27 protein-coding genes, 2 tRNA genes and 1 pseudogene are annotated in these 25,512 nt (G+C 56.9%); 18 read left to right on the forward strand and 12 right to left on the reverse strand.

What is annotated here, in order from left to right; translation table 11 throughout:
* The first annotated feature begins 143 nt into the window (after positions 1-143).
* From FHP24_RS07875 to FHP24_RS07910, 8 genes are all read left to right on the forward strand, one after another.
* Positions 144-575, forward strand: a complete 432-nt coding sequence (locus FHP24_RS07875) for a DUF2948 family protein (RefSeq protein ID WP_139675251.1) — start codon at positions 144-146, stop codon at positions 573-575.
* A 55-nt stretch (positions 576-630) separates the two neighbouring features.
* Positions 631-1,944 carry a histidinol dehydrogenase gene (gene hisD, locus FHP24_RS07880; protein ID WP_180355926.1) on the forward strand — a complete coding sequence of 438 codons (1,314 nt, stop codon included), beginning with the start codon at positions 631-633 and terminating at the stop codon, positions 1,942-1,944.
* 2 nt (positions 1,945-1,946) lie between these two features.
* Positions 1,947-2,420 (forward strand): UPF0262 family protein, encoded by a 474-nt coding sequence (locus FHP24_RS07885; RefSeq protein WP_139675256.1) that lies wholly within the window; start codon positions 1,947-1,949, stop codon positions 2,418-2,420.
* Between the two features lie 2 nt (positions 2,421-2,422).
* Positions 2,423-2,914: an arsenate-mycothiol transferase ArsC gene (locus FHP24_RS07890; protein WP_394344600.1), complete on the forward strand. Its 492-nt coding sequence runs from the start codon at positions 2,423-2,425 to the stop codon at positions 2,912-2,914.
* Between the two features lie 128 nt (positions 2,915-3,042).
* Complete coding sequence (infA, locus tag FHP24_RS07895) at positions 3,043-3,261, forward strand: translation initiation factor IF-1 (protein ID WP_004435948.1); 219 nt, start codon at positions 3,043-3,045, stop codon at positions 3,259-3,261.
* A gap of 23 nt (positions 3,262-3,284) precedes the next feature.
* Positions 3,285-3,905: a Maf-like protein gene (locus FHP24_RS07900; RefSeq protein WP_139675258.1), complete on the forward strand. Its 621-nt coding sequence runs from the start codon at positions 3,285-3,287 to the stop codon at positions 3,903-3,905.
* A gap of 74 nt (positions 3,906-3,979) precedes the next feature.
* Complete coding sequence (yacG, locus tag FHP24_RS07905) at positions 3,980-4,186, forward strand: DNA gyrase inhibitor YacG (protein WP_139675261.1); 207 nt, start codon at positions 3,980-3,982, stop codon at positions 4,184-4,186.
* Positions 4,187-4,602: 416 nt separating this feature from the next.
* A tRNA-Phe gene (locus FHP24_RS07910) sits at positions 4,603-4,678 on the forward strand.
* Positions 4,679-4,748: 70 nt separating this feature from the next.
* On the opposite strand, the gene FHP24_RS07915 is transcribed toward FHP24_RS07910, so the two are convergent.
* The 3 genes from FHP24_RS07915 to FHP24_RS07925 form a co-directional block, all read right to left on the reverse strand.
* Complete coding sequence (locus FHP24_RS07915) at positions 4,749-5,840, reverse strand: tyrosine-type recombinase/integrase (protein WP_139675264.1); 1,092 nt, start codon at positions 5,838-5,840, stop codon at positions 4,749-4,751.
* Positions 5,837-6,073, reverse strand: coding sequence for a hypothetical protein (locus FHP24_RS07920; RefSeq protein WP_139675267.1), 237 nt, complete (start codon positions 6,071-6,073; stop codon positions 5,837-5,839). Before FHP24_RS07920 ends, FHP24_RS07915 begins: the two co-directional genes overlap by 4 nt.
* Positions 6,074-6,499: 426 nt before the next feature.
* A complete protein-coding gene (locus FHP24_RS07925) occupies positions 6,500-7,195 on the reverse strand; it encodes a hypothetical protein (protein WP_180355927.1) in 696 nt (231 codons plus the stop codon).
* A gap of 157 nt (positions 7,196-7,352) precedes the next feature.
* Here FHP24_RS07925 and FHP24_RS07930 point away from each other — a divergent pair, with 157 nt between their 5' ends.
* The 3 genes from FHP24_RS07930 (at position 7,353) to nadS (ending at position 8,568) form a co-directional block, all read left to right on the forward strand.
* Positions 7,353-7,571, forward strand: a complete 219-nt coding sequence (locus FHP24_RS07930; protein ID WP_139675273.1) for a transcriptional regulator — start codon at positions 7,353-7,355, stop codon at positions 7,569-7,571.
* 365 nt (positions 7,572-7,936) lie between these two features.
* The gene (locus tag FHP24_RS07935; RefSeq protein ID WP_139675276.1) at positions 7,937-8,287 is read left to right on the forward strand and encodes a type II toxin-antitoxin system RelE/ParE family toxin; all 351 of its coding nucleotides are present in this window, start codon (positions 7,937-7,939) and stop codon (positions 8,285-8,287) included.
* Positions 8,284-8,568: a NadS family protein gene (gene nadS / locus FHP24_RS07940; protein ID WP_139675278.1), complete on the forward strand. Its 285-nt coding sequence runs from the start codon at positions 8,284-8,286 to the stop codon at positions 8,566-8,568. Before FHP24_RS07935 ends, nadS begins: the two co-directional genes overlap by 4 nt.
* Positions 8,569-8,776: 208 nt before the next feature.
* Here the strand turns inward: nadS and FHP24_RS07945 are convergent, their stop codons facing one another.
* Positions 8,777-10,342: a type IV secretory system conjugative DNA transfer family protein gene (locus FHP24_RS07945; protein ID WP_139675283.1), complete on the reverse strand. Its 1,566-nt coding sequence runs from the start codon at positions 10,340-10,342 to the stop codon at positions 8,777-8,779.
* Entirely contained in the window at positions 10,339-10,638 is a 300-nt protein-coding gene (locus FHP24_RS07950; protein ID WP_139675285.1) for a mobilization protein, read from the reverse strand. The genes FHP24_RS07945 and FHP24_RS07950 overlap by 4 nt, the downstream gene beginning before the upstream one ends.
* 193 nt (positions 10,639-10,831) lie before the next feature.
* On the opposite strand from FHP24_RS07950, the gene traA reads away from it, so the two are divergent.
* From traA to FHP24_RS07975, 5 genes are all read left to right on the forward strand, one after another.
* Complete coding sequence (gene traA, locus FHP24_RS07955; protein WP_139675287.1) at positions 10,832-14,149, forward strand: Ti-type conjugative transfer relaxase TraA; 3,318 nt, start codon at positions 10,832-10,834, stop codon at positions 14,147-14,149.
* A gap of 173 nt (positions 14,150-14,322) precedes the next feature.
* A complete protein-coding gene (locus FHP24_RS07960; RefSeq protein ID WP_139675289.1) occupies positions 14,323-15,006 on the forward strand; it encodes a ParA family protein in 684 nt (227 codons plus the stop codon).
* Positions 15,006-15,314, forward strand: a complete 309-nt coding sequence (locus tag FHP24_RS07965) for a hypothetical protein (protein WP_139675291.1) — start codon at positions 15,006-15,008, stop codon at positions 15,312-15,314. The genes FHP24_RS07960 and FHP24_RS07965 overlap by 1 nt, the downstream gene beginning before the upstream one ends.
* 112 nt (positions 15,315-15,426) lie before the next feature.
* On the forward strand, positions 15,427-16,872 hold the full coding sequence (locus FHP24_RS07970) for a tyrosine-type recombinase/integrase (RefSeq protein WP_139675292.1): 1,446 nt from the start codon (positions 15,427-15,429) through the stop codon (positions 16,870-16,872).
* 165 nt (positions 16,873-17,037) lie between these two features.
* Positions 17,038-17,127, forward strand: a tRNA-Ser gene (locus FHP24_RS07975).
* A gap of 32 nt (positions 17,128-17,159) precedes the next feature.
* Here the strand turns inward: FHP24_RS07975 and FHP24_RS07980 are convergent.
* From FHP24_RS07980 to FHP24_RS07990, 4 genes are all read right to left on the reverse strand, one after another.
* The gene (locus FHP24_RS07980; protein ID WP_342782336.1) at positions 17,160-17,714 is read right to left on the reverse strand and encodes a tyrosine-type recombinase/integrase; all 555 of its coding nucleotides are present in this window, start codon (positions 17,712-17,714) and stop codon (positions 17,160-17,162) included.
* Positions 17,715-17,726: 12 nt separating this feature from the next.
* Positions 17,727-18,254, reverse strand: coding sequence for a hypothetical protein (locus tag FHP24_RS07985; RefSeq protein ID WP_139675297.1), 528 nt, complete (start codon positions 18,252-18,254; stop codon positions 17,727-17,729).
* 327 nt (positions 18,255-18,581) lie between these two features.
* The gene (locus FHP24_RS28675; RefSeq protein WP_180355928.1) at positions 18,582-18,755 is read right to left on the reverse strand and encodes a hypothetical protein; all 174 of its coding nucleotides are present in this window, start codon (positions 18,753-18,755) and stop codon (positions 18,582-18,584) included.
* 327 nt (positions 18,756-19,082) lie between these two features.
* Positions 19,083-19,913: a helix-turn-helix domain-containing protein gene (locus tag FHP24_RS07990; protein WP_139675299.1), complete on the reverse strand. Its 831-nt coding sequence runs from the start codon at positions 19,911-19,913 to the stop codon at positions 19,083-19,085.
* A 462-nt stretch (positions 19,914-20,375) separates the two neighbouring features.
* Here FHP24_RS07990 and FHP24_RS07995 point away from each other — a divergent pair, with 462 nt between their 5' ends.
* Positions 20,376-21,467 carry a calcium-binding protein gene (locus FHP24_RS07995; RefSeq protein WP_139675301.1) on the forward strand — a complete coding sequence of 364 codons (1,092 nt, stop codon included), beginning with the start codon at positions 20,376-20,378 and terminating at the stop codon, positions 21,465-21,467.
* 349 nt (positions 21,468-21,816) lie between these two features.
* Here the strand turns inward: FHP24_RS07995 and FHP24_RS08000 are convergent, their stop codons facing one another.
* The 3 genes from FHP24_RS08000 to FHP24_RS28680 form a co-directional block, all read right to left on the reverse strand.
* A complete protein-coding gene (locus FHP24_RS08000; protein ID WP_139675303.1) occupies positions 21,817-23,118 on the reverse strand; it encodes an HlyD family type I secretion periplasmic adaptor subunit in 1,302 nt (433 codons plus the stop codon).
* A 4-nt stretch (positions 23,119-23,122) separates the two neighbouring features.
* Positions 23,123-24,895, reverse strand: a complete 1,773-nt coding sequence (locus FHP24_RS08005; RefSeq protein WP_139675305.1) for a type I secretion system permease/ATPase — start codon at positions 24,893-24,895, stop codon at positions 23,123-23,125.
* 146 nt (positions 24,896-25,041) lie between these two features.
* A complete protein-coding gene (locus FHP24_RS28680; protein WP_180355838.1) occupies positions 25,042-25,254 on the reverse strand; it encodes a hypothetical protein in 213 nt (70 codons plus the stop codon).
* A 3-nt stretch (positions 25,255-25,257) separates the two neighbouring features.
* Between FHP24_RS28680 and FHP24_RS08010 the strand changes: the two are divergent.
* Positions 25,258-25,482 (forward strand): annotated as a pseudogene (locus tag FHP24_RS08010) (transposase); the annotation flags it as partial.
* Between the last annotated feature and the right edge of the window lie 30 nt (positions 25,483-25,512).

Raw genomic sequence — 25,512 nt, forward strand, 5'->3', positions numbered from 1 at the left:
GCCTCAACAGGGCATAACTCCCTCCCCCCTCATCAATAGCGGCGAAGAGTTCGCCTGCGCAGTTGCTTACCGCAACCGGCCATCCTATCTCCTGTTCATGGAACAACAGCCGCGCGAGGCGGCGTAAGGATGGACGAAAGCGCATGACCGAGCTGAAGCTTCTGGCCCTCGATACGGATGACCTGGGTGTCGTATCCGCCCATATGCAGGATGCCGTCTTCAAGCTTGGCGATGTGCGCTGGTCTGCGGCGGAAAAGACGTTTTCGCTCGCCGCCAACCGCTTCGACTGGGCGGCGGCGGAAGGCAAGCGCAAAGGCTTCGAGCGTCACCGTGCGGCCCTGGTGCTGAAGCGGGTGGAGACAGTTCGCTCCAACGGCATCGACCGCAACCGCAAGGAGGACGTGCTCTCGCTTCTCGCCGTACGCTTTATCCCCAAAGGCGAAGGTCCTGAAGGCACGGTCGAACTGGTTCTTTCCGGCAATGCTGCAATCGAATTGGATGTCGAATGCATTGAAGTCGCACTTGCGGATATCGGCGGCGCGTGGGAAACCCCATCGAGGCCGCGCCATCCCTGACCCAATATGGGTGTCTCCGGCCTGATCATGGCATGGAATGGGAAGGAAGACCCGCGTGGCAAGCTGGCTTGAACAGACATCCGACGATTTCGAAACACGCTTTTCAGCGTTTCTGTCAACGAAGCGCGAGGTGTCCGAAGACGTCAATGCCGTGGTCAAGGCCATCATCGACGACGTGCGTGCCCGCGGCGATGCCGCACTGATCGACTATTCCGCGCGTTTCGATGGTGTCGATCTGGCCAAAACCGGTATTCGCATTTCGGAAGACGAGGTCGATGCCGCGTTTGCGGAAACCGATCCGGCCGTCATCGACGCACTGAAATTTGCCGCCGAGCGCATTGAAAAACATCATGCCCGGCAGATGCCGAAGGACGATATCTACGAGGATGCGATCGGTGTCGGCCTCGGTTCCCGCTGGACGGCGATCGAGGCGGTCGGGCTTTATGTTCCGGGCGGCACCGCAAGCTATCCGAGTTCCGTTCTGATGAACGCCATGCCGGCCAAGGTTGCCGGCGTGCCGCGCCTCGTCATGGTCGTGCCGGCCGGTGGCGGCAAGATCAATCCCGCAGTGCTGGCAGCCGCCCGTATCGCCGGCGTGACCGAAATCTACCGCGTCGGCGGTGCGCAGGCTGTGGCTGCGCTCGCCTATGGCACCGAAACGATCGCGCCGGTCGCCAAGATCGTCGGCCCCGGCAATGCCTATGTAGCCGCCGCCAAGCGACAGGTGTTCGGCACGGTCGGCATCGACATGATTGCCGGCCCTTCCGAAGTTCTGGTCATCGCCGACCGCGAAAACGATCCGGACTGGATCGCCGCCGACCTTCTGGCCCAGGCCGAACACGATGCCGGCGCCCAGTCGATCCTGATGACCGACGATGCCGAGTTCGGCCACGCGGTCGAAGCCGCCGTGGAGCGCCAGCTCAAGACCCTGTCGCGCTCGCAGATCGCCTCTGCCAGCTGGCGGGATTTCGGCGCAGTCATCCTGGTCGAAAATTTCGACAAGGCCCTGCCGCTTGCCAATCGCATCGCAGCCGAACATCTGGAACTTGCCGTCGCCGATCCAGAGGCGCTTCTGCCCGGCATCACCAATGCCGGCGCGATCTTCATCGGCCGCCATACGCCGGAAGTGATCGGCGATTATGTCGGCGGCTCCAACCACGTTCTGCCGACGGCGCGTTCCGCCCGCTTTTCGTCCGGTCTCGGCGTACTCGATTTCGTCAAGCGCTCGTCGATCCTGCGCCTCGGGCCCGATCAGCTGCGCAAGCTTGCGCCGGCAGCCATCACGCTGGCAAAATCGGAAGGGCTTGATGGCCATGCCCGTTCCGTCTCCATCCGCCTGAACGAAACCGCCTTGGAAAATGGGGACTGAGGATGGGCCAGGGGGAGTTTCGTCTTTGCGATGTCGTTCTGGACGACTCGATCGGGCGTTCCACCCCCGACGTGGAGCATGAGCGGGCTGTCGCCATCTTCGACCTCGTCGAGGAGAACTCCTTCCAGCCGCACGGCCATGTCGGCGGCCCCTATAAGCTTCGTCTTTCGCTGGTCAGCGCACGGCTGGTGCTGACGATCACGACGGATGCGGATGAGGACGTCGCCACCCACATCCTGTCGCTGACGCCGTTCCGGCGGATCATCAAGGACTATTTCATGGTCTGCGAGAGCTATTACGAGGCGATCAAGACCGCCACGCCATCCCGCATCGAAGCGATCGACATGGGGCGCCGGGGCATTCACAACGAAGGCTCGCAGACCTTGATGGATCGTCTGGACGGCAAGATCGGTGTCGATTTCGATACTGCCCGGCGCCTTTTCACGCTCGTTTGCGTTCTTTACTGGCGCGGCTGACCATGACCGTGGACGCGCCGAACCGGAAACAGACGATCGGCATACCGACAGCCATCTTGTTCATGTGCGGGCAGAACTCAATCCGCTCGCCCATGGCAGAGGCCATTGCAAAAAGCCTGCTGCAACCCGATATATACATACAGTCAGCCGGCGTTCGCTCCGGCGAGCCGGACCCTTTCGTCGATGTCGTACTGGAAGAGGTCGGGCTGTCGCTCAACCGAAAACGGCCGCACAAGCCGCGTACTCTGGAGGAGATCGAAGACGACTTCTTCGATCTGATCGTTACACTGGCACCCGAAGCGCACCATGCGGCCCTTGAGCTGACCCGATCCCACGCCGTCGATGTCGTTTATTGGCCAACCATGGACCCAACCGTGGTAACGGGAACACGAGAGCAGGTTCTCAACGCCTATCGCGAGGTTCGCGACCATCTCTGGAAGCTGATCGACAAGCGGATGAAGCCCATTCGACGTGCTCCAACGGCAAGCGATTGACCTGTTGAAAGAATAGCTATTAGGCGTGGTTCACAAACCGGACGCGATTGTGTAGTTTCCGCGCAAATTTCGAGGCGGTGGACGAAAATTCCTGCCTGCCCGACCTTACACAGAAAGAAAACCGATACATGGCTAAAGAAGAAGTCCTTGAATTCCCGGGCGTCGTTACGGAATTGCTGCCGAACGCGACCTTCCGGGTGAAGCTCGAAAACGAGCATGAAATCATTGCCCATACTGCCGGCCGCATGCGCAAGAACCGTATCCGCGTTCTCGCTGGCGACAAGGTTCTGGTTGAAATGACACCTTACGACCTGACCAAGGGCCGTATCACATACCGCTTCAAGTAAGTTTTGGCAGGATACGGCTTGAAATGGCGCTTGAGCAAAAGCTGATACTGGCATCGGGTTCGCCACGCCGTCTCGACCTCCTCAACCAGGTGGGCATCGAGCCCGCCCGGCTGATGCCCATGGATATCGACGAGACACCGAAGCGTGCCGAACATCCCCGTTCGCTCGCGCGTCGTCTGTCGAGCGAAAAGGCTGAAGCGGCCTATCGCGCGATCAAGGACGACCCGACCTGGCGGCACAGCTATATCCTGTCCGCCGATACGGTCGTTGCGGTCGGTCGCCGGATTCTGGAAAAGACCGAATACACAGAGGAGGCATCGTCCGCGCTGCACCTTCTGTCCGGTCGCGGCCACTGGGTCTATACCGGTATCTGCCTGGTCACCCCCGGCGGACAGTTCCGCCAGAAGGTGGTCGAAACGAAAGTGCGCTTCAAGCGGCTTTCGACCCGCGAGATCGAAAACTACATCGCGTCGGGCCAATGGCGCGGCAAGGCAGGCGCCTATGCCATCCAGGGCATTGCCGGCGCTTTCGTGCAGAAGCTGGTCGGCTCCTACAGCAACGTCGTCGGGCTGCCGCTCTATGACGTGACGACGCTTCTGGCCGGCGAAGGGTTCGATGCTGCGCAAGGCTGGCCCGAGGCCTGATCAAGGCCTATCCCGAGCAGTTCACCGCTTTACCGCTGCCATTTGAATGATTTGACAGAAAAGGAGTAGCTCCTATGACATCCGAACCGATCAAACCGGGCGGCAAAGTCGAGCCTCTCAGGAAAGCCCGGCCCTGCCCGGAATGCGGCAAGCCTTCATCCCGCGACGACTACCCCTTCTGCTCCGAGCGCTGCCGAACGCTCGACCTGTCGCGCTGGCTGAAGGGCTCCTATGCCATTCCGGTGGCAGACGACGAGAGCAAGGCCGACGACGACCAATAGCGTTGTCCCGCTGTCGACACGGCTCGGCGGGGCCCCTGCCCCGCCCTCTGTAACGCTGCTCCGCCTGGCTCCACACCTTGCGGCAGCGTTTCCGACCCTGTGCGTTGCTCTCAAGCTCCCGCGTCATCCAGAAACCGTCGCATCGGTTTATGTAATATCTGTCGCCTTCGCCTGCGGACGGTCAATCAACGCCTCAGTCTCCCTTGAAATTGGCAGATATCCACAACCACCCTTCCGTCCATGTCGTTAGGGGTCACCGTTTCCTCCTGATTTCACAGGGGAATTCGCAATTTTCGCAAAGCTGTCAAAAAAGTCGCGCGGGGTGCTGGACATGGCTGAACAAGATGTTATAACCCCGCTCGCTTCCGGGGGTTACGGCCCCTACCGGTACAGACCGGAAGGCTTGAAGCCTGGATGCCCGGATAGCTCAGTTGGTAGAGCAGCGGATTGAAAATCCGCGTGTCGGTGGTTCAAATCCGCCTCCGGGCACCATCTTATGCCTTTGTAAGGAATAGATTTTTTCACGTTTCTCCGTGCTCCTCATCTTTTGAATTTGACAGTTTCAAACCGCCGGTTTGACAACTTTCGTTTTTCGTTTGTTCAATTCGGCCTCGAAATCGGTGACTACGGACACCGCTCGCGCGGTCATATCAGCGCGCCTCGAGTAATGCTTCGCCATAGCTTCCGTAGCGTGACCTAGCACCAGCGCGATCGTGCCATTGTCTTTTCCCATCTCCGCCAGAATGGTCGCCACGGTATGTCGCAGACCCTTCAGCGTTAGACCTGGCTGGACAGCACCATCGGCCTCCAGCTTTGCCTTCTGCTTAGCCCAACTGGTGCTGAAACCGTTGTACGTCCATGGGCGCCCCAAGCTATTGGCGCAAAGTGTAAGGGCGTCATGATTTGGCGCACGGGCCATTGCCGCCTCGACCGGCTCAAATAGGGGTAGATATATTGGACGCCCTGTTTTGTTTCGCCGAGTATCGAGGCCCTTCTCGGTTATCGCTGTCCTTGGCAAGGCCAGCGCATCCTGCGGATCGAGCGCATAGAACATCATCAACGCGATTGGGAGTTCCATATGGGCCGGGAGCGCTGCCAGTACCGAATCACGTTCAGCGTCGGTCCATGGTCGATTCGCATCAGGTAAACTTTTGGGGCGTCGAGCAGGTTTTACTTTTGCCGCTGGATTATCCCGTGTGTACCCGTATTCGATGCCCCAATCAAAAATCACCGACAATACTGAGCGAACGTAGTTGGCAAATCGGAACTTGCGCTTCTCCAACGCCTTATCTCGTATCTTAGCGATCAGGGGCGGATTAAATCGGTCGAGGGGGGTGTTTTCGATTGCCTGAAGGTAGTCGAAGCATTTCTGGTAGTCGGCACGCGTGCGTGGCGCCAGCTCGCTGCGAAACCGAGCGCTTTCGCGATACTTGACGATTAGCATGCCGAGCGTGCCCGGCTTCGCCGCCTTCTCGTTCACCAGACCGTTGATCCGGTGTATCTCCATGTCGAACGCGAGCGAGTATGGTTCGAACTTTTGACAGTCGATCTTCTCCCGCGTTTTACGATGATAACAGCGCCAGCGATCGTCTTCGTCCCTGAAGATTTGCCAGCCCTTGTATTTGTTTGGCCGTCTAGCTCGACTTTTCGTCATCCAAGCCGCCCCAGGATATCAGCGTCCGTGTCGGCGCCTCCGACTTTGATTTGGTCAATCCACTGATCTAGATCGCGAATGTCGTAGCGCTCTTCGCTTTCAGGTAAGGCTACGGGTCGTACCGTGCAGATGCGTGGAAATCGCCGTAAGGGTAGACCGACATAATCTGCGGCCTGCTTGATCGACATCATCCTCGGCTGAACAATCCTTATGTTCAACATTGCATTGGCCATTTTTCGCTCCAGCTCTTAAATCCAGGTCATAAGTTTGGAGGAAAGACTTCAGGTGCGATCGACTTCAAGCAGCGGACAAACCGCATTTCAGTTTTACTGAGCTCAACAATCGACCTGCACTTTTTGCCGCAGTCTTCCGAATGCTTTCATGCTGTTAATAGAAACCCGATTCCCTTGTTTCTGGAAATTGCTGAATCCTCCAAGGAACAAAGAATGAACAATATACTCGGTAAAAATGGGGGCGAGCACTTCGGGTCACTTCGTAACGTAAGCCCTTCGATATCGATAAACGGCAACCCGCAAACCAATCTTCTAGGTGTGGCAGACCGGTCCTCAAAACAGTTTAAACTCCATCAGATTTATGCGGCTATTTATCACATACCAGCGATAAGCCGGGGTCCGGGGCAAACGCGACTGCGGATGAAATCAGCCGTAAGACGATCGCTCGACTTCGACGAGGTCTAGCAGCATCCTCCTGAGCTCAATCCATGGTGCGTCGAGGCACTTGTTGCCCGGATCTTGCATGCTCAATAGGCAATGAAGTTTCGCCGTTACTTCGACAATTGTCTTGGGTTTAGATAACGACATCACACGCGACATCACTTGTTCCTGCTGAGCTAGGTCGTGCTCAAAGGCCAGCGCAGGGCTATAACCAAGCCGCCTGTCAGCCGAATTCCAGCTGTCTCGGCGTTTCCTCAGGAGAGACCGTGCCGACGCCAAAGCTTTTGGGTCCACTCGCGCTTTCAATCGATCGATTTCGGCCAACGAGTAAACCGTCAGCAACGGCTCTTCCTTAGAGATCTCAATCTGCACAACCGGATAGGCGCCCGCCATTGCAAGAACCCTCGATTCGAGCTTCTGCTGGTATCTCGTAATGGAAGCCAGTCGTTGATGGATGTCGTACCAGTTAAGCCAGAGGCGTGCTGTTGAAGTGGGACCTGGCACCAACCGGTCGGGCGCCTGCTCTAATTCTAAGGTGAGCGACAGCAAGATTTTCGCAACTGCCCCAAGAAGGTTCTGACGAGTGATTCTGGATGGAAGCTCGGTTTTGCTTCGCGATTTGGATTTACGTTTTCTACGGGTATCTGGAGGCGAAGTTCTGCTAGTCTCAGAATCAGCCATGATCCGAGCTCCCTTTAGCTTGGTTGTGGTTAGGTCAAGCAAGGGTGTTACAGCATCCTGCTTGGCCGCATTCCGGGGCATCAGCCCAATCAGGGAAGTCTGAATCAAAACAGAATTAAGTCAAGGTGTTAATTTGTTGACGGCTGATCAAGTTCGCATGGCCCGCGCTGCCCTTCGGTGGGGGGTCCGCGACCTAGCACGAAATGCGGACGTGACTCCTACTACGATATCCCGCGTAGAAGCCGGCAAGCCGGCGTTTACGGGCACACTCCAGTCGATCCGCGCTGCGTTTGAAGCAGCAGGCTTAGAGTTCATAGATGAAAATGGCGGAGGGGTTGGCGTAAGATTTTCAAGGCCTAGGTCAGACTTGACTTGATCGCGACATGTGAACGTTCAGTGTTGCCGCCGAGGCAAAATAGACGATTTCTTCGCGCCAACTCGCCAAGGCCTCGGCAGCCTTGGCCGCTGCGACTGCTCGTACTGAAATGCCACCGCCAATCACTCCGCGATAAGCAGTTTATGCCATGCAGTCGGCTTGCCCTGCCTCAATACTTCATCAATACGCATGCGGAGAAAGTTGATCTCAATTTCGCTCAGCATAGCACCTCCACTTAGAATGTTAGTCGCCTATAGCTAACATAGCCTTATGTGAAACGCCGTATCTCTTGGGGTAGGCGTTATCGTAGACGGCAATGCCGTATATTCGCTTGCTCATAGGGCGGCAATGCCGTATAGAATTTCATGCAAAGCGTAATCCAAACGTCCGTCTTTTTGGCGCAGTGCAAGCGGTCTGGCCTATCCGATGATGAGATTCAGGAGATCGTCTCGGTTATCGCTGCCGACCCAGAGGCTGGAGCGTTGATGTCCGGAACCGGTGGAGCGCGTAAGCTGCGTCATGCCCGTGAGGGGCAAGGAAAGAGCGGTGGGTTCCGCACCATTCATTACTTTGGGGGTGGAGATATTCCTGTGTTTGCACTTGCCATCTACGGAAAAAATGAAAAGGGCAACCTTTCGAAAGCCGAGCGAAACGAGTTGGCTCGCATCCTGCCGAAGCTGGCAGATGCTTACAGAAAAAGAAAGGAACAGGCATGACTTTCGGAAAAGAGCTTATCCAGAGCGCAGAGGAAGCACTCGCAATTGCAGAAGGGCGTACGGAACCCGCCGCTGTCTTCGTCCCCGAGACGGTCGATGTTGCGGCCATTCGTAAGCGACAGAAGCTTTCGCAGGTCGCTTTTGCCAAACGATATGGCCTGTCTGCAGGCACAATTAAGGATTGGGAACAGAATCGCCGTCAACCCGACAGAGCAGCGATGCTACTGCTGAAGGTGATCGAGCAAGCCCCTGACATGGTCGCGCGGGCCATCCGCGCATGAACACGTGATTTTTTCTGCGACCCCGGCGAGCTTATAAAGCGCGACTGTCGCGATCTTGCGGCCTTAATCCGCGAGAAGCAGACCCAAGGTTTCAGGACTGAATTCGATCCGATTTGCTTTGGTAGGCACCGTGTTAGAGCTCGAGCACGACCACCGAGGACAGCGAGTCGTTATCTTTCATCTAACCTGGTGTGCTTAGCGCGCGTTTTCAGCCTAGCATCCCCCTAAATTCCGCATCCTCAAAATACCGCAGCTTCTTTGCCTGAACCGGTCGCTGCCCTTGCCGCAGTAATATCATCCTATCCGCCGGCAGCCTCATGATCTCGTCCGGGTTGATCAGGTCTCGCGCCGATATGTGCTCCGACGTCGAGGTTTTCCCCTCGCTCCAGGACTGCGTCGTGTAGACCGCATCGGCTTTGCCGATCGTCTTACCAACGAGTTCTGCTGTTTCCACGTCATTGACCCCGAACACTTGCAGCACGGCCGCGTTCGACAAAAACGTCCCGGCGCGTCTCCCATAAACTGCACGCAGCTGGTGAATGTCCTGCAGGATCGGCCAGAGCTGAACGCTGTAACCAGCCATCAAGCCCATGGCGCGCTCGACCGGAGCGAGGTAGCCAAGAGCTGCAAACTCATCGAGGAGATAGAGCACCGGCTGGAGTGGTGCGGTCTTGTCCCGGGACATCTCCGTCAGGCTTTGCGTGACTAGTAGTCTCAGCCATCGCGAATAAGTCGATACGCGATCCGGCGGCAGAACCAGAAATACCGTGGCGTTGCTGTTCTTAAGATCCGAGAATGCAAAATCCGATCGGGCCAACACCACCGCCATGCGCGGACTGTCGAGGAAATGCGTGTGCCGCTGCGCCGCCGACAGGACGCCGGATGCCTCACGATCGGACTTGCCGAGATGCCGGTTTGCCGCACGAGCGATCAGCCCGTTGCAGTCCGGCATGCTCTGCATGTCCCCCAGCAAGGCTGTGAACGCTTGTGGCGCCAGCGTAAGGTGTTTCCGCAGCGCGCCAAGATGTCGCTCGCTCGGGGGCTCGGCCGCGATGATATGAAGAAGCAGGCCGGCAATAAGCGCCTTGGCCTCCTCGTTCCAATGCGCTTCGCCGGACATGCCTGGTTCGTCGACGACGAGTGCATCCGCGAGTATGCTGACATCTTCGGCAACATCCATTCCGTCGGCTTTCAGGCCATCGAGCGGGTTGAATGCCGAGCCCGATCGGCCAGTTACCTCGAACGGATCTAGATAGAAGACCGGCCCAAACATCTGCCGTGCGCGGCCGGCGACTTTAGCGTTCTCGCCCTTCGGATCGACACAGATAACCGACCTTTCGGCTGTCAGCAGATTGGGAATGATTGTGCCGACGCCTTTGCCAGTTCTGGTCGGTGCCATGGTCAGCAGATGTGCCGGTCCATCGTAACGCAGAAGTTCGCCTGTCTGCGAATCGCGGCCGATCAAAAGGCCGTCGATCCCGGTGAGTTGTTTCCGATCCTTCTTGTCCGCCCAGCGTGCAGTCCCGAACACAGCAGGGATAGGACCGTCCGTGATGAAGGCTGAAAGAGCCCCGAGAATGCCAAGGATCATAGGGAAATAGCGGGCAACATCTACGACCGCCTCGCTGATCGGGCCAGGCGTAAAGTCACCGATAACAAGGATCGCAAAATTGATGAGTAGGATCAGCGCGGAAAAGACCGTGCCGATGATGATGCATAACAACGCTAAAAACGGTGCGGCGATAAGCGACTTGAGGACCTGAGCGAAACTCATCGCTCTTCCTCCCGATCGCTGTTCGGTTGAGCCGGAGCAGAAATGAGAACGTCGTCGAACAATCGGCGGTCGCCCTCTCGTGTCAAAAAACCGGGCAGTTCAGCGCGCAACCATTCACGTAGGCGCGACGTAAAAGCCGGATCTCTGGCGTTCTCCAGCCGATAGAGGACGAGCGCGCCAATCAGAATCTTTCGTCGTGTGTCGCGGGCACGGGCCTGTTTGCCCAGGCGTGTTAACAGGACCCGTCGCCGCTCATCGAGTTCGGCAATTCGTTGCGTGATCGGTTTGCGAACCATGTACGTCTCCCTGTGAAAGGGTTGACGCTACGCCCCGGGCTAGAAGCTTCAATATGATGAATCCTACAATAGCCGCATCCTGTGAGATCCCTTAACGATGAGAGCGAAGCGAAAAGAGTTTCCAAGGGCGCACTTACGAGTTGCTGCGCAACTCAGTGCTCAGAACCGCTCCTTCCCGCATCTGGAGGCGGTCGTGGCGATCTACCATTGCAGCATGAAGCCGATCGCCCGTGCTGCGGGGCGGAGTGCGGTGGCAGCCGTCGCTTACCGGACGGCTAGCCGGCTGCTCAACGAACGCGATGGCCTGGTCCACGATTTTACCGGCAAGCGCGGTGTCGAGCATTGCGAGATCGTCCTTCCGGAAGGGGTGGAGGCGGCGTGGGCGCGTGACCGAGCGACGCTGTGGAATGCGGCGGAGCGGGCGGAGAAACGCAGTGATGCCCGGGTGGCCCGTGAGTTCGAACTGGCGCTGCCGCATGAACTCACCCGAGACCAGCAGATCGTCCTGACGCGCGCCTTCGCACAGGATATGGCGGACCGCCATGGTGCGGCGGTCGATTTTGCCATCCATCGGCCGATCGGCGATACTGACATCCGCAATGTGCATGCCCATGTGCTGATGACCACACGCCAGGTCGTCGAACATGGCCTGGGCGACAAGACGCTGATCGAGCGGGAAAACAAATGGCTGCTCAATCATAATCAGCCAACCGCGCAGATGCAGTTGCGCGACATCCGCCGGGCCTGGGAGAGCCATGCCAACCGTGCGCTGATGCGGGCCGGCCTCGACATCCGCGTCGATCATCGCGGCCATCTGGAGCGTGGGCTGGAGATCGAGCCGACAGAACATATGGGCGTGCATGCCTCGCAGATGGACCGACGAGGTCTCGGCGTGTCGCGGGCACGCAATGAGCAGAAGGCGGCCGCCCGCAATGCCAGCCTCATTCGGGAAAAGCCGGAGCAGGTGCTGGCGCTGATCACGGCTGAGAAGAGCGTGTTCGACCGGCACGACGTGGCCCGTACCCTGCATCGTTACATCGATGACGTGCAGGCCTTCCAGAATGCCTTTGCCGCGGTCATGGCGTCGCCGGCACTGGTGGAACTGCAGCCGGAGGGAAATGGCCAGCTGGCGCGCTATTCAACGAAGGAAATGGTGACGATCGAGCACGCCATGGCTTCGAGCGCTTCGACGATGGCAGGCAGAAGAAGCCACGGAGTTGATGTCGCGATCATCGCGGCGGCCATGAACAAGCAGGATGACGCGATCAAGGCGAGCGTTGCGGGCTCACTTGGCGGTCCGGCCAATCATGACGAAATGCCCGGCGCCCTACGCGCTCGCCTAATCGATCACGTTGGTCTCAGCGCCGAGCAGCGTGTCGCGGTGAAGCATGTCACGGGGCCGGCACAGATCGCCGCGGTAGTCGGGTTTGCTGGTGCCGGCAAGTCGACGATGCTGGCGGCAGCACGCGACGCCTGGGAGCGCCAGGGATACCGCGTCCATGGTGCGGCACTCGCCGGCAAGGCGGCCGAAGGATTGGAAGAGTCCTCGGACATCGCTTCACGCACATTGGCGTCCTGGGACTATGGCTGGCAGCGTGGCCGGGGCGAGCTCGGTCCAAACGACATATTTGTCATCGACGAGGCCGGCATGGTCGGCAGTCGCCAGCTTGCGATGTTCGTCAACGAAATACAGGCGCGCGGCGCGAAGCTGGTCCTGGTCGGTGATCATGAACAGTTGCAGGCGATCGGTGCGGGATCACCGTTCCGCGCGATTGTGGAGCAGGTTGGCGCCGTCGAGCTGTCGGAAATCCGCCGACAACAGCAGGCCTGGCAGCGCGAAACCTCAATCGCCCTGGCAACGCATCGGACGGCCGAGGCTCTTGCGGCCTATGCCGGGCACGGCGATGTCCGGTTCCTGCCCGATCGAGAGGCGACGACCAAAGATTTGGTGACGGACTATCTCGCCGACGTCGAAAACCGGCCATCCGGCTCCCGCATCGCGCTCGCCCATCGCCGGGTCGATGTCAGGGCGATTAATACCGAAATCCGTGCAGGGCTTCAGGAACAGGGTAAGCTCGCCCGCGGAGAAGACGTGACAGGCGAACTTGGGCGCGAGCGGGTTTACCAGACAATTGAAGGCGAGCGTTCGTTTGCCCCCGGCGACAGGATCGTGATGCTTGAGAATAACCGCGATCTCGGCTTGAAGAACGGCATGCTCGGAAACGTCATGGCCGTCGAGCAGGACGCGATACAAATACGGCTCGACGGCGGAGGGTTGGACACCCGTGAGGTCACGATACCGGTGAACAGTTACCAAGCCTTTGATCATGGTTACGCCACCACCATCCACAAATCGCAAGGCTCGACTGTCGATCGGGCGTTTGTCATGGCGTCGAAGACGTTGGACCGGCATCTCACCTATGTTGCGTTGACCCGTCATCGAGAGCAGGTTGGGCTCTATGTTCGGCAGGACGAAATGAAGGACCTGAAGAGCCTTGCCAGCAACCTGGGCCGCTCCGGCGCCAAGCAGACGACGCTCGACTACACCGACGTTTTCGCTTCACGCAGGGGTATTGCCGCGGATCTGGGAATCAGCAGCGATATCGCGATCGGCCTGAAGTCCGGCCAGCGCCGGGAGCGGTCGTCTACCCAGAAAAACGCAATTGAGGAGCCCCTTCGCAATCAGGCCGGCCTTCCGCAAACGGAAGGCGACGGCCCCTCAGGTTCGCTTCCTCCCGATACGGTCGCCGAAAAGGTCGAACCGTTGATACCGGCCAAAACAAGCTGGTCGCGCACTGTCGAGGATATCGCTCGTGAGAAAGCAATGCCACATCTTGTGCAATCTATGGAGAGCGTTCGATCCGTCGGCAGGTTGGTTTATGACGACCCGGAAGGCTCGACAAAGAGGCTCACCACGGCAGTTTTGGGGGAGCATCGGAGCGGACTTGAACTTGCGAAGGTAGTCGCGTCCCATCCGGAGGAGTTTGGCAAACTACGCGGCAAGCACGGCCTGCTAGGCGAGAACGCCCTCCGAAAGGCGGCGCGGCATCGTGCCAAAGCCCTCGGAACCCATGTCGCATTCTCGGCGGAGACCTGGAACCGGCGATACGGCGCAGAAAAACAATCAGAGACCTGGAAGCGCGAAAGGCTGGATATCATTGAGGTACCGGGGTTGAGCAGCCGAAGCGAGCAGATTCTAACACAGTTGAGTGCGATGCCTGTTGAGGAGAAGAGCGCCTTTCTTGAGAAAATCAACAGCACTCCGGAGGGCAGGGTCGCAATGGAAGAGGCCCGCAGGATTGCCGAGGCACTGACGCAGCGATTTGGCAGCTCTGATCCACGCGACCTCATCACGTCGAAAGAGAGACTCACCTCGCCAGCTGCCGCTAATGTCGGGCGGATCGCTCACGTCGCCGGTATCTGCCATCGTGCATGGAACGACGAGCTTGCTCAGAAGTGCGAGCTCCAACAGCTAGTCGGCAGGCGTCTTGGTCTCGGGCTCAGCAGGTGAAAATCCTGCCAGACCGGGACCGAGTTAACCTCGAACGACTATTTTATAGCATGATAGCAATCATGATATCATGCTATAAAGCGTGATTGAAATATTGAATGAATGCGTGCAATCATGGTTGATTTCATGCGTTCTTGGCGTGATCTTGTGCGGGATTTGATTCGGAGAGCGAAATGCCGGTTATATGTGCCGCAAACCCTAAAGGGGGTGCTGGGAAATCGACCACCCTGCTGACGATCGCCACCTGCCTTGCGCAGTCGGGCGCATCGGTCATGATAATCGATGCCGACCCAAATAGGCCGATTACCGATTGGCGCTCTGGGCCGACCGCACTGCAGCTTAAAGTCCGGAGCGACGCTACCGAAGCAAACATTCGAGACCTCATAAACGAAACAGCCTCACAGGCGCAGTTCGTGTTCATCGATCTAGAGGGCACGGCGAGCCGACTAACCTCGCGTGCCATCATTCGAAGTGACCTGACCTTGATACCCCTTGCTGGAAGCGCTCTGGATGCCCAGCAGGCAGCTCGCGCGGTTGGACTGGTACGGGAAAGCGAGGCAGATATCGGTCGCAAGCTGAATTTCGCGTTGTGCTTCAATCGGACCAGCCCTCCCCCTTTTGTCCGCAAGATCGAGCGTGAGATCAGCCAGCAAATGCGCGAGAGCGGTCTGCCGGTCCTTAGTACCCACCTTCATCGCCGCGAGGCCTACAATGCGATGTTTATGGAGCGGCTTTCGCTCCACGAATTAAGTCAGACAGCGATAAATGGCGTTCCAGCCGCGATCGAAAACGCCATGCAATTGACCAGCGAAGTGTTGGAACTTCTCCAGACACTTTCGGATGAGAGGGCCGCGTAATGTCGAGAGACTTCGGATTCAGCAAGGACGACAAGCGGCTCGACGTCTCGAAGTTCTCTCCGCGCGAAAGTGTCGCCCCGAAGGACGACGCCGACGATCTTGGAGACCGGGCCGCCGATAGAGCCGGCTTCAAAAGTCGAGAAGTAGTGGAGCGCGTTGCGCGGGTGCGGAAGCCCTCTCAGCCCTTCGATCAAGCCTTTGTCAGGGCACCAATCGACGTCATCAACCGTTTCAAAACATTCTGCAACGATACCGGAATGTCCTATGGGGAAGCGCTCGATGAATTGATGCGACGCGCAAAGCTCTAGCAGATCAAAAACGAAACTTGACCGAAACTACGGGAGTGGCATTGTTCGGCTGAAATAAACTTGGTCACGCGCTCCAAAAGGTATTGAAGCGCATCTTCTCGTGGTCGACATCATGGCGCGCGACTACCCTCTTACTGATGTGCAGGCTCAGCATATGAAGCCCGGGGACAAGCCCATTTCCGACGGTGCTGTCCTGGGCTTGTACCTTTTCGCCTCAACCAAGGAGGGAACGGGCAAATGGATATTCCGGTATAAATCGCCGCTCACGGGAAAACGCAGGGAAATGGGGTTTGGAACATTCCCCTTGGTACCAATCGAAACCGCTAGAAAAAAAGCATTGAAGGCGCGAGAGTGCCTCCTTCGAAAAATGGATCCGCTTGAGTTCAGAGAACAGAACGGACCGTACTCTGCACAGTTAAGGCGCATCCCCACATTTGAAGCTGCGGCCCGTCAACTCCATAGTCAACTTTCCTCCGGATTTAGGAGCCAAAAACACAGCGACCAGTGGCTCCAGACGATGGAGGAGTATGCCTTCCCGATTATTGGAAAACAGAGCTTTGACACGCTAACGCCGGAGAAATTTGCATCTTGCTTGCGGCCTATCTGGCTTACTAGGCCGGAGACGGCACGTCGCGTTAAACAACGATGTGCGGCTGTAGTCCGCTGGGCGTTAGCCCACCAATACGTTTCAACGGATCCCATGAGTTACGTCAAGGCGCTGTTACCGAGACAACCGACAAGGCGTGAGCGCGTTCGCCATTTCCCCGCCCTTCCCTGGAGCATGATCCCGGAGTTTATCGCAACCACACTGCGCTCAGATGGTAACGACGTTCACCAAACCATGCTCGAGCTGGTTATCTTGACCGCATGCCGTTCCGGTGAAATTCGCAAGATGCGTTGGGACGAAATTGATCTTGAAGAGAAAACCTTCACTATCCCCGGATATAGAATGAAGGCGCGGGTCGCACATCGCGTTCCTTTGACGCCTCGGGTGTTGCGTCTTCTCGAAATCCAGCGTGGCAAATATGCACTCCACCAGGGTCTGGTGTTCAAATCTCGCGCCGGCACACCCGTAACCGACATGGCACTTACAACGATTCTTCGCGAAAACTGTGTTTCAAGCGATACCAAAGGGAGAACCGCGACCACTCATGGATTTCGTTCGAGCTTTCGCGATTGGGCATCGGAGAATGGTCACTCCAACAATCTTGCGGATCGCACACTTGCCCACAGCTTAAGGAGTGTGGTCGAAGCTGCCTATCACCGGACAGATCTGCTCGAACAGCGAGCGAAATTGATGTTGCAATGGGAAAACTATTGCCTTCAAAAAACTCGATCATCTGACGAGCATCGCCGTGACGGAGAGCAAAAACGATTGGAGCAGCTGATCAACAAAGCGACAGCTTTCCGCCAGGCCGAGGAAATCCGGGCGTATGTGAACGCCGTGGTAGCGCGTAGCAGCGGTGATCCATTCACCATCAATGACGACTTAAGCCAATGGGCCGATTGGGCCTTAAGACAGGCTGATAGTATCGACCCCGTTGACGCAGCGACTTGATCTGCTGAGGATCGATCCGTAGCAAACTCACCCCAGCTCTTTTTTTGAGGAAACAGTCACCTAAGTGAGATATTTCTGTAAATATCGGTTGCTCCTGGGAAATTCATCGGTATATATCGCGGCCGTTCCAACGTTTTGGGTCTGCAACGACACAGAACATCCTAAGGACAGGTGGCCGAGTGGTTTAAGGCGCACGCCTGGAACGCGTGTGTGCGTGAAAGCGTACCGTGGGTTCGAATCCCACCTTGTCCGCCATTAGGCTTAAATTCTCTAATCATTTCATCTCCTTAGTCGTTGCTTTGACCAACTATTGTCTCGTGTTGGGTAATTTTCGCTTGTCTGTCTGACCGTTCCGGCATGGTCGCCACGGCCGCATCTGCCATCTTCTCCTGATCGGCTGCGCGGGTATAGCGTTCGACCTCCTTAAGCGAGAGATGGCCTGTCACAGCCGCAATGTGGTTGGCGCTGTTCCCGGCTTCAGCCAGACGCCGGGCTGCAGCTTTTCGCAGGCCATGAGCCGAGCAGTGTTGCAAGTGGGCTTCATCACAGCATCCGCGGAACCAGTTGCCGAAGCCGGCGGCCGTGAAGGGTTTGCCGAAGGATGTTAGAAGGAAGGTGGCCTTGTCCTCCGATGCAACCTCGAGCGCCTCGACGAGCGAGCGATGCATTCTGATAGCAAGGGGAGTGCCCGTTTTCTCCTGCCGGACAGAGATCCTGTTCGCGCTGACATCCTTCCATCCCAGCTTGACGGCATCGCCACGTCTTTGCCCCGTATAGAGCATGAGTGCCATGGCCAGGCGCGGCTTCGTTCCAATCGGATGCCGTGCCTCATAAGCTGCAATCTCAGCCTCGGTTCATGTGTGGAAGCCAGCCGTCTTTCTGCTGTATCCCTTAAGCTTCAGCGTCGGATCACGAGAGACCCACTCGATGTCGATCGCATGCCGCATCAGAATGCGCAGCATTCGCAGATAATTGTTGGCCGCTGCCGGCGTCGCACTCATCTTGCCAATGATCGCCTTGACGTGCTGCCGACCTAGATCCTTGACCATGCGGTCGGCGTGATCCTGGCGAACCTTCTCGCAGATGCCGCGATAGCTTGTCTGCGTACTTGCAGCCGTACCCTTAAACTCCGGCGAGGCATAGTAAGAGACGATCAGAGCGGCGATGCTGCGAGGCTTCGTCCTTGATTTGCCGATCTCACTGCGGCCCGCATTCTCGCTGCGCAGCGCCGCCTGATATTCCTCGTCGAAAGCGTCCGACGGAAACGGTGACTTAAGATAGGCCGAGTGCCGCCCCCTGCGGAACCGTAGCCGTACGGTTCCATATCGATCGCGTGCCACCGTCACGTATTTCGGCAACGCCGTTCGCGAGCGCCTAGCCATTGTCGAGAACATCATCCCACGAATTGCGAAGCGGACGGGCTGCAGCCTCGCGGGTCAAAATGTGGATTGCATCGCGTGTGGCAATCACTTGCCCAACCTCGATGCCGGCCTGTATCGCGCCGCGAACCATACGGGTGATATCGGATTGGCGAATGCCTAGGGCACCGGAACTTCGTTGGGCTTTCTGTTTCGCCGATCCAGAGCCTGTCGGCACCAGGACCATCACCTGTCCTCGACGCGAAAGACTTGCTCTTTCGCTCTCTTTTGGTGTATTTAGGGTGCGCATATCAAATCTTTCACGGATGCGCAAAAGGGCGAAACAGGTTCCTAGGCCGAGGGTTCGCCCTTTTTGTTTGCGCTGGTTTCAAGGCTGGTCAGAACGAGCCTACGGATCGCCTCCGACCGGGTTCTAATGCGATTCTCATAGCTGTAATCATCGATGCGCTCGACAAGCTGCTTATCGAACATGATCGGGATGCGCTCTGTCTTGGTCGCTACCATTCGCTGGCCTCACTTAAGGCACAAGCAGCGCTTTATGTGCCTATTTTAATTATTTGATCTTTTGCTGCCGCTGGTCAATACCTATTTCGCTATCGTGCCTTTTCGGGAGAATGCAAATAGTGAAGTCACGCGAGAACCGCGTCCCGATAATGCTGTCGAGTGAAGAGCTTGAAGCCATAGACGACTGGCGCTTTGCCAATCGTGTTGCGACGCGGTCGGAAGCAATCCGCAGATTGTGCCGGATAGGCCTCCACCAAGAGACTGACCCCTCCGATGAGGCGACACGCCGCGCAGCAAACGCTGATGTGGTTGATTGACACGCTCGCATCAGTTTCGGTCTCCAACCGTTCTGGTGCCGTGCAGTATCCGCGGACCCAGCTGATCGATCACCAATTGCAGCCCACCGCCATGCCTTCGCATTTCCGCTAACGCCGCGGCTTCAACCATGACATCGTCCATGTACTCGATCGCGTACGCATGGGCTTGCCAACCAAGCCGTCGAAGATCAGCGTCGAGCCGCCTTTCCGCCTGCGCGCGGGCAGCCGTCCCGTGACACGTCCCATCACGAGCCTTCCATCGCCCAGACACTTCCTTTGCATGCTCCCAGGACCGCCTGCCGCCTTCCTCGAGCTGCAAATCTCGGCAGCGATCCGACAAAACATGACGACCATCACAAGTAACGTCTCCCCAAGTAGAGGATGGTGCAGTAGGTTTATGCGATAGGTTACTTCTAAGGGTTTGTAGGGCAATTTTGCCCGGTTGAGCCGGGCGCAGTCGCCCTGTTGAAGCGGGCGGATTCGCCCTATGATCGTCGGTGTTGATCGGCTCCCTGCGCGCCCGCATTCGGCAATCCCAGTCTTCGACAATCGCGGTGAGCTTCTTCCAGTTCGGCGTGTAAGCTGCCCGATGCGACTTGCCCCCGTGGGAGACCTTGGAGAACAATCCGTACACACTGCATAGGTCGCTGGTTGCTCGGCGTACGGTTCTCGCATCCAGGCCGAGCAGCTCGGCAAGGCGCTCGTTACCCGGATCGCACTGTCCGGTCCGCTTGTTGAAATGATCGATGATGGCGCCCGCAACCCGCCGATCGGCGACGGACAACTCTCCGACCAAGGTGAGTGCCTTGTGTGCGAAGAGGACGGCGTTTTTCTCAAGCATGGCCCACCTCGCTCGATGTTGTCACAACGCACGACTTGAAACTCGTCATCGTGTTGGGAACGACGCGAAAAAGCCGAACCATCTCAATGACCCTCACCAAGGCAGCGGGCGCAGTAAGGCATTGGTTTAAAAGCAGAACTTTGTATCCACCTTGTCCGCCATTACCCGAATAAAGCCTATCAATCCGAAAAATTAAACCAGCCGACACGTCGGATCTTAGACGATCGTATGTCTAGCGCCGTCTTTTGCCAGAGATCCCGTTCCACGCTGGCTGGTTTGCTCCCCCTTGCCGACACCAAGCCCTGCGAATGCTCGGCAATCACTGCGGATAACGCCATCGCTCAGACCAAACGGCGTAAAGCAGTTTAGCATCGCGGCGATGCCATCTTTCCGCTTTGTTCGTGGACGACGATTCGTGACCGCCGCACACTAAGGTAGGCATCGCTAAGTTGGGAGAACTCTATGCCGACATACTACGGAAACAATTCTAATAATGTCGTTCATCAGGACGACTACGATTCGGATCTGACCGTATATACCTATGGCGGCAATGACTCCATTTATCTCAATCTTGTGGGTGCATATGGCGGATACAACACCGTGTATGCGGGACCAGGCAGCGATCTGATTAGAAACAGCTTTGAAGGCGGTAACCGGGTAAATCTCGAGTCTGGTAACGACACCTACGTGGCCACTGGTTTTTCGAAAGCCGCCAGCCTCTACGACATCGTGTATGCAGGTTCCGGTAACGATGAGTTCGACGTGTCGACCTACCACAGCGACTACTACGGTGAAGACGGAAACGACACCTTTTTCTCCGTGGGATTTAACAACTATTTTCATGGGGGTGCCGGCAACGACACTATCAGCTACCAGAGCCAAGACGATGATGCCGATCTAAGCGGCGCCGGCGTTGTGATCGATCTGCAAGCTGGATATGCGGATACTCGCGGGACGAGTTACACGGAGAAACTCGTAAGTATCGAGAACGCCGAAGGGACTGGGGTTTCCGACAAAATTTACGGGTCATCTGGGGCGAACAAGCTTTGGGGTGGAGCAGGAAACGATTCCATTTATGGCCGGAACGGCAGCGACACAATCTATGGCGATTCTGGAAACGACTACTTGTCAGGCGGCAACGGCAACGACCGTCTCTATGGCGGATCAGGCAACGATGATCTGTCTGGAGGCGCGGGCAATGATAAGCTCTATGGCGGTTCTGGTAACGACTATCTGACGGGTGGATCAGGAGCAGACACTTTTGTGTTTGCGTCACTTTCAGACTCCCGCGCCAATTCCACAAGGGACGTCATCACCGATTTTAGCCGTGGTGACGATGATTACATTGACCTTCGATCGATCGACGCAGATAGCACTCGCGGCGGTAATCAGGCATTCGATTTCATCGGTGCCAGCGCGTTCTCAGGTGAGGCCGGTGAACTCAGGTTCAAGAGTGGAATTGTCTCGGGCGATATCGATGGGGATGGCGTCGCTGATTTTCAAGTAAAGGTCGACGACCTTACCAAGATGGATTCGGGTGATTTTCTTCTGTGATTGAAACACCCAGCCACTGATTGGTGGCTGGGTTCCCGCTCGTCCTTGGCACAGTCCGCATCGACGGCTCTCAGCCCATCCGGATCGAACGCTGCGGTGAAACCGTGCCCCCAAACCTTGAGAGAGGGAAAAATGTTCCGCAGGGCTAACCGGCCGGCTCGTTTCCGCCATCCGCCCTACACTTCAGGTCTAACCGTTCCGGTAGATCATCTAGCCCGAGAATTCGGAGTGGGCCAACACGGCGCATATCGAATAGCGATCTCATCGCAAAACTTATGCTCATGGCGCTTGGGCGCCATCTCCCCGAGCCGGCTGAGTGGCTGTCTAAACCCCTTTTCGCTCGCAGCTCTTATTCTTCGCGGAACGTATGTGCCAACTGGTCGGTGAACGGCTTGGCAAGGTAGGAAATCACAGATCTGTCCGACACCCGGATAAACACTTCCGCTGGCATGCCAGGATAAAGTGCCAGCTTTTCGAGCTTTGCGAGGCTTGCCGGATCAGGTCTGACACGGACGGGATAGTAGCTTACGCCAGTCCTCTGATCCGAGATGATGTCTGGCGACATCGATACGACCTCCCCAATGACTTCAGGTGTCGTTCTCTGATCGAAAGCGCTGAAGCGGATGTCGACCGTTTGGCCTGGATGAACCTGATCGATATTGCGCGAGGCGATTTTCGCCTCAACCGTCAACTCCCGTTGATCCGGTGCCAAAAGCATCAGCGGCTCACCTGGATTGGCGACCCCGCCAACGGTGTGGACCATCAGCTGATAGACCCGGCCGCTCATCGGAGCTTTCAGCTCAAGTCGCTGGAGCTGATCCAGATTAGCCACTTTGCGTTCTTCCATCTCGGAAATCTTCGCCTCGACCTCGGTCAGCTCTTTCGCATTCTCCGTGCGACGATCTTCGTCGAGCTGTAATATTTGAAGGTTGATCTCGTTGATCCGGCCTTCCGCCTGCGCCCGCGAGGCAATACGCTCGCCCTTATTGCCATCTAGTTCGACACGCTGCCGTTTCAACGAATTGACTCGTTGCAACGTCACTAGCTGCTGCTGGTAAAGTGAATTGATGGCGCGGTATTCCTCATCGATCAGGGTGATAGCATCGTCGATCGCACGGATCTGCAGATCGTTTCCCTTGATCTGCTCCTTGAGCTGAGCCTTTCGTTCCTCCAGCTGTTTTTTCATGCCGGATAGCGCGGATTTTCGCGTTGTAAACAGTCGTATCTCACCGTCGACCAGCTTTCGGTTGGCATCGACGTCAATTCCACTGCCGGAAAGGTCGGCGACTGTCAGCGTGTCAGCACCAAGTGTTTCGGCCTGCAGGCGGGCCCGTTTGGCATAGAGTTGAGCCAGCGTGCTAGTCACGATACCAAGGCTTGCCCGGAAGGTAGTGGCATCTAGCCGCAACAGGACGTCGCCGTCCTTCACTTGGGCACCTTCCTTGACGAGCAGCTCCGAGATAATGCCACCACTCAGATGCTGTATCTTCTTTACATTGTCGTCGATGATCACGGTTCCATCGCCGACAACGGCACTGGAAAGCGTTGCCGTCGCCGCCCACCCACCGACACCTGCAACAAGCGATAGGCCCAGTACGGTGACAAAGACGATATGCCGACCAAGGGATTTTTGCGAGCTTTGTTCGGCCATCTCTTTACTCCTGCCCCTGTCCTTCGCTGACGATCTTCAAAGGCGTCGGCCTAAGTTCCCCAGAAGAAAATTCACGGCGCAGAACTCTCGAGAGCACTTCGTCTTTAGGTCCAAATGCCGCGACGCGGCCTTCCTTCATCATCAAGACGAGATCAACGCCGGCAAGCGCGCTTGGCCGGTGGGCAATCACGATTGCAATACTGCCACGCTCGCGAATCCTCACGATCGCCTCGGCAAGCGCCGCTTCTCCTTCTGCATCAAGATTTGAGTTCGGTTCGTCGAGCACAACAAGAAAAGGATTGCCGAACAGGGCCCGTGCCAGCGCAATACGCTGACGTTGCCCCGCCGATAGCGTCGATCCGCCGGGTCCGATCTCTGTGGAATATCCGCCCGGCAGGCCTAAGATTAATTCGTGGACGCCGGCAACCTTGGCTGCCTCGATCACGGCCTCAGGCGCCGGGCTTTCGCGAAACCTTGAGATGTTCTGTGTGATTGTCCCTTCAAACAGCTCGATATCCTGAGGCAAATAGCCAATATGCTTGCCTCGATCTTCGTCGCTCCACTGTTGGATAGTTGCACCATCCAGTCGCGCCGATCCGCGGTGGATCGGCCATATCCCGGTCAAAGCGCGCGCAAGCGACGACTTACCAGATGCACTTGGTCCAATCACGCCGACGGCGCTGCCCGCATCGACGGCAAAGCTGATATTCGCGATGACCATCTCCTGACGCCCGGGCGCACCACTGATCAGTCCATCAACTATCAGGTTCTGTCTTGGAGCCGGAAGCGCCAGGGGCGCGTCAGTCTCAGGAACAATCTCAAAAGACTGCCGCAGACGTTTCCAAGACTGCTGGGCAGAAACGAAACTGCGCCAATTGGCAATCGCCTGTTCGACGGGCGCAAGGGCACGTGAGGTCAGGATCGATGCAGCGATGATAATACCGGCCGAAGCCTGGTTTTCGATCACCAGGACCGCACCTGCAGCGAGCACCCCTGACTGCAGCGCGATACGGAAAATCTTCGAAACCGTCGCATAACCATTGGCAACGTCGGAATTTTGCCGGTGAGATTGCCGGTAGCGGTCGTTAATCTGTGACCACGAGCGGGAGAGATCATCTCCCATGCCCATCGCTTCGACGACTTCTGCATTCCGATGCGCTGCCCCAAGCAGGGTGCCGCGCTGACTGCCAATCTCATGCAGCTCCTTGGCCGATGCCTGTGTCTTGCGGTTTGTCAGAATGGTCAAAATGGTAAGGATTACCGCACCGCCAATTGCGATATAGCCTACCACCTGATGGAACAAAAAGCAGATGGCAATGTAAAACGGCAACCATGGTAGATCAAAAAAGGCGGGAAGGCCTGCGCTGGACAAAAATGTTCTGACCTGGTCGAAGTCACGCATCAAGGCCATGCCATCGCCGCCAGCATGGCCTTTGACCGGTGCCTTGACCACTGTTTTGAAGATCCGCGCTCCAAGCGCCTCGTCGAATATGCCGGCTACGCGGGTCAGCATTCGGCTTCGCGCAAGTTCAAATGCGCCCTGAAACGCATAAAGCATCAAGGCAAGCAGGCAAAGTGCCACGAGGGTCGGGATGCTTCTACTCGGAATGACCCTGTCGTAGATCTGAAGCATGAAGAATGAACTGGTCAGATAAAGAAGGTTGATAAGCGCGCTTGCAACCGCGACCGTTATTAATCCTCCTTTGCATTTCTGAAGCACTTTGGATGCGGCGTTTTTGCCGTTGGTTCCGCTGGTACCTTCATTCCTTACGCTCATATTGTTTGGGTCCCTCAACCCATGATCGATGCAACTCAAACCGATCTATCGCAACCCGTATATCAAACTTTGCAGCTTAATAAAAAAGCCGGAAGCGATATTGCTCCCGGCCTTATGGTTTCTCAAAGGTAATCGGCCAACTATCATTACCCGATAATGTCGAAATCGGACGCGGTGATGCTCAGTCCCTTCTGCAGCTGCGCAAACTGAATGGCGGCTGCGCCACCCTTGCCATCAGCGTCATAAAACAATTTGCCGCTCGACTTGTCGTAGATGATCCGGTCCGAGCTATCATGGGCGGCGGTTCCCGCATAAAAAGCCGCAGACGAAAGATCTCCCACTTTGCCAGCCTTGGTCACCGAAAATGCTGGGCGAATATCCCTGCAAAGGCCAATCGAAAGCAGACATTCAGCTTCAGCCGCTGGGTCTACCGTCAGCGCAATCTCGTGGAACGGTTCTTCAACCGTATCAAGCAGATGCGAGGCCTCGCGACGCGATACGACAGGCGCGCTGACAATTACCTCGCCGCCCTCAAGCTTGCAGCGACGAGAATATGGATCGCCTCAGCTAATGAGTCCGTGCCCTAGTTGTTTAGTCCCACAGTGTGATGGTGTATC

Source organism: Aliirhizobium smilacinae, assembly GCF_006335145.1.
GTDB classification, from domain to species: Bacteria; Pseudomonadota; Alphaproteobacteria; order Rhizobiales; family Rhizobiaceae; genus Neorhizobium; species Neorhizobium smilacinae.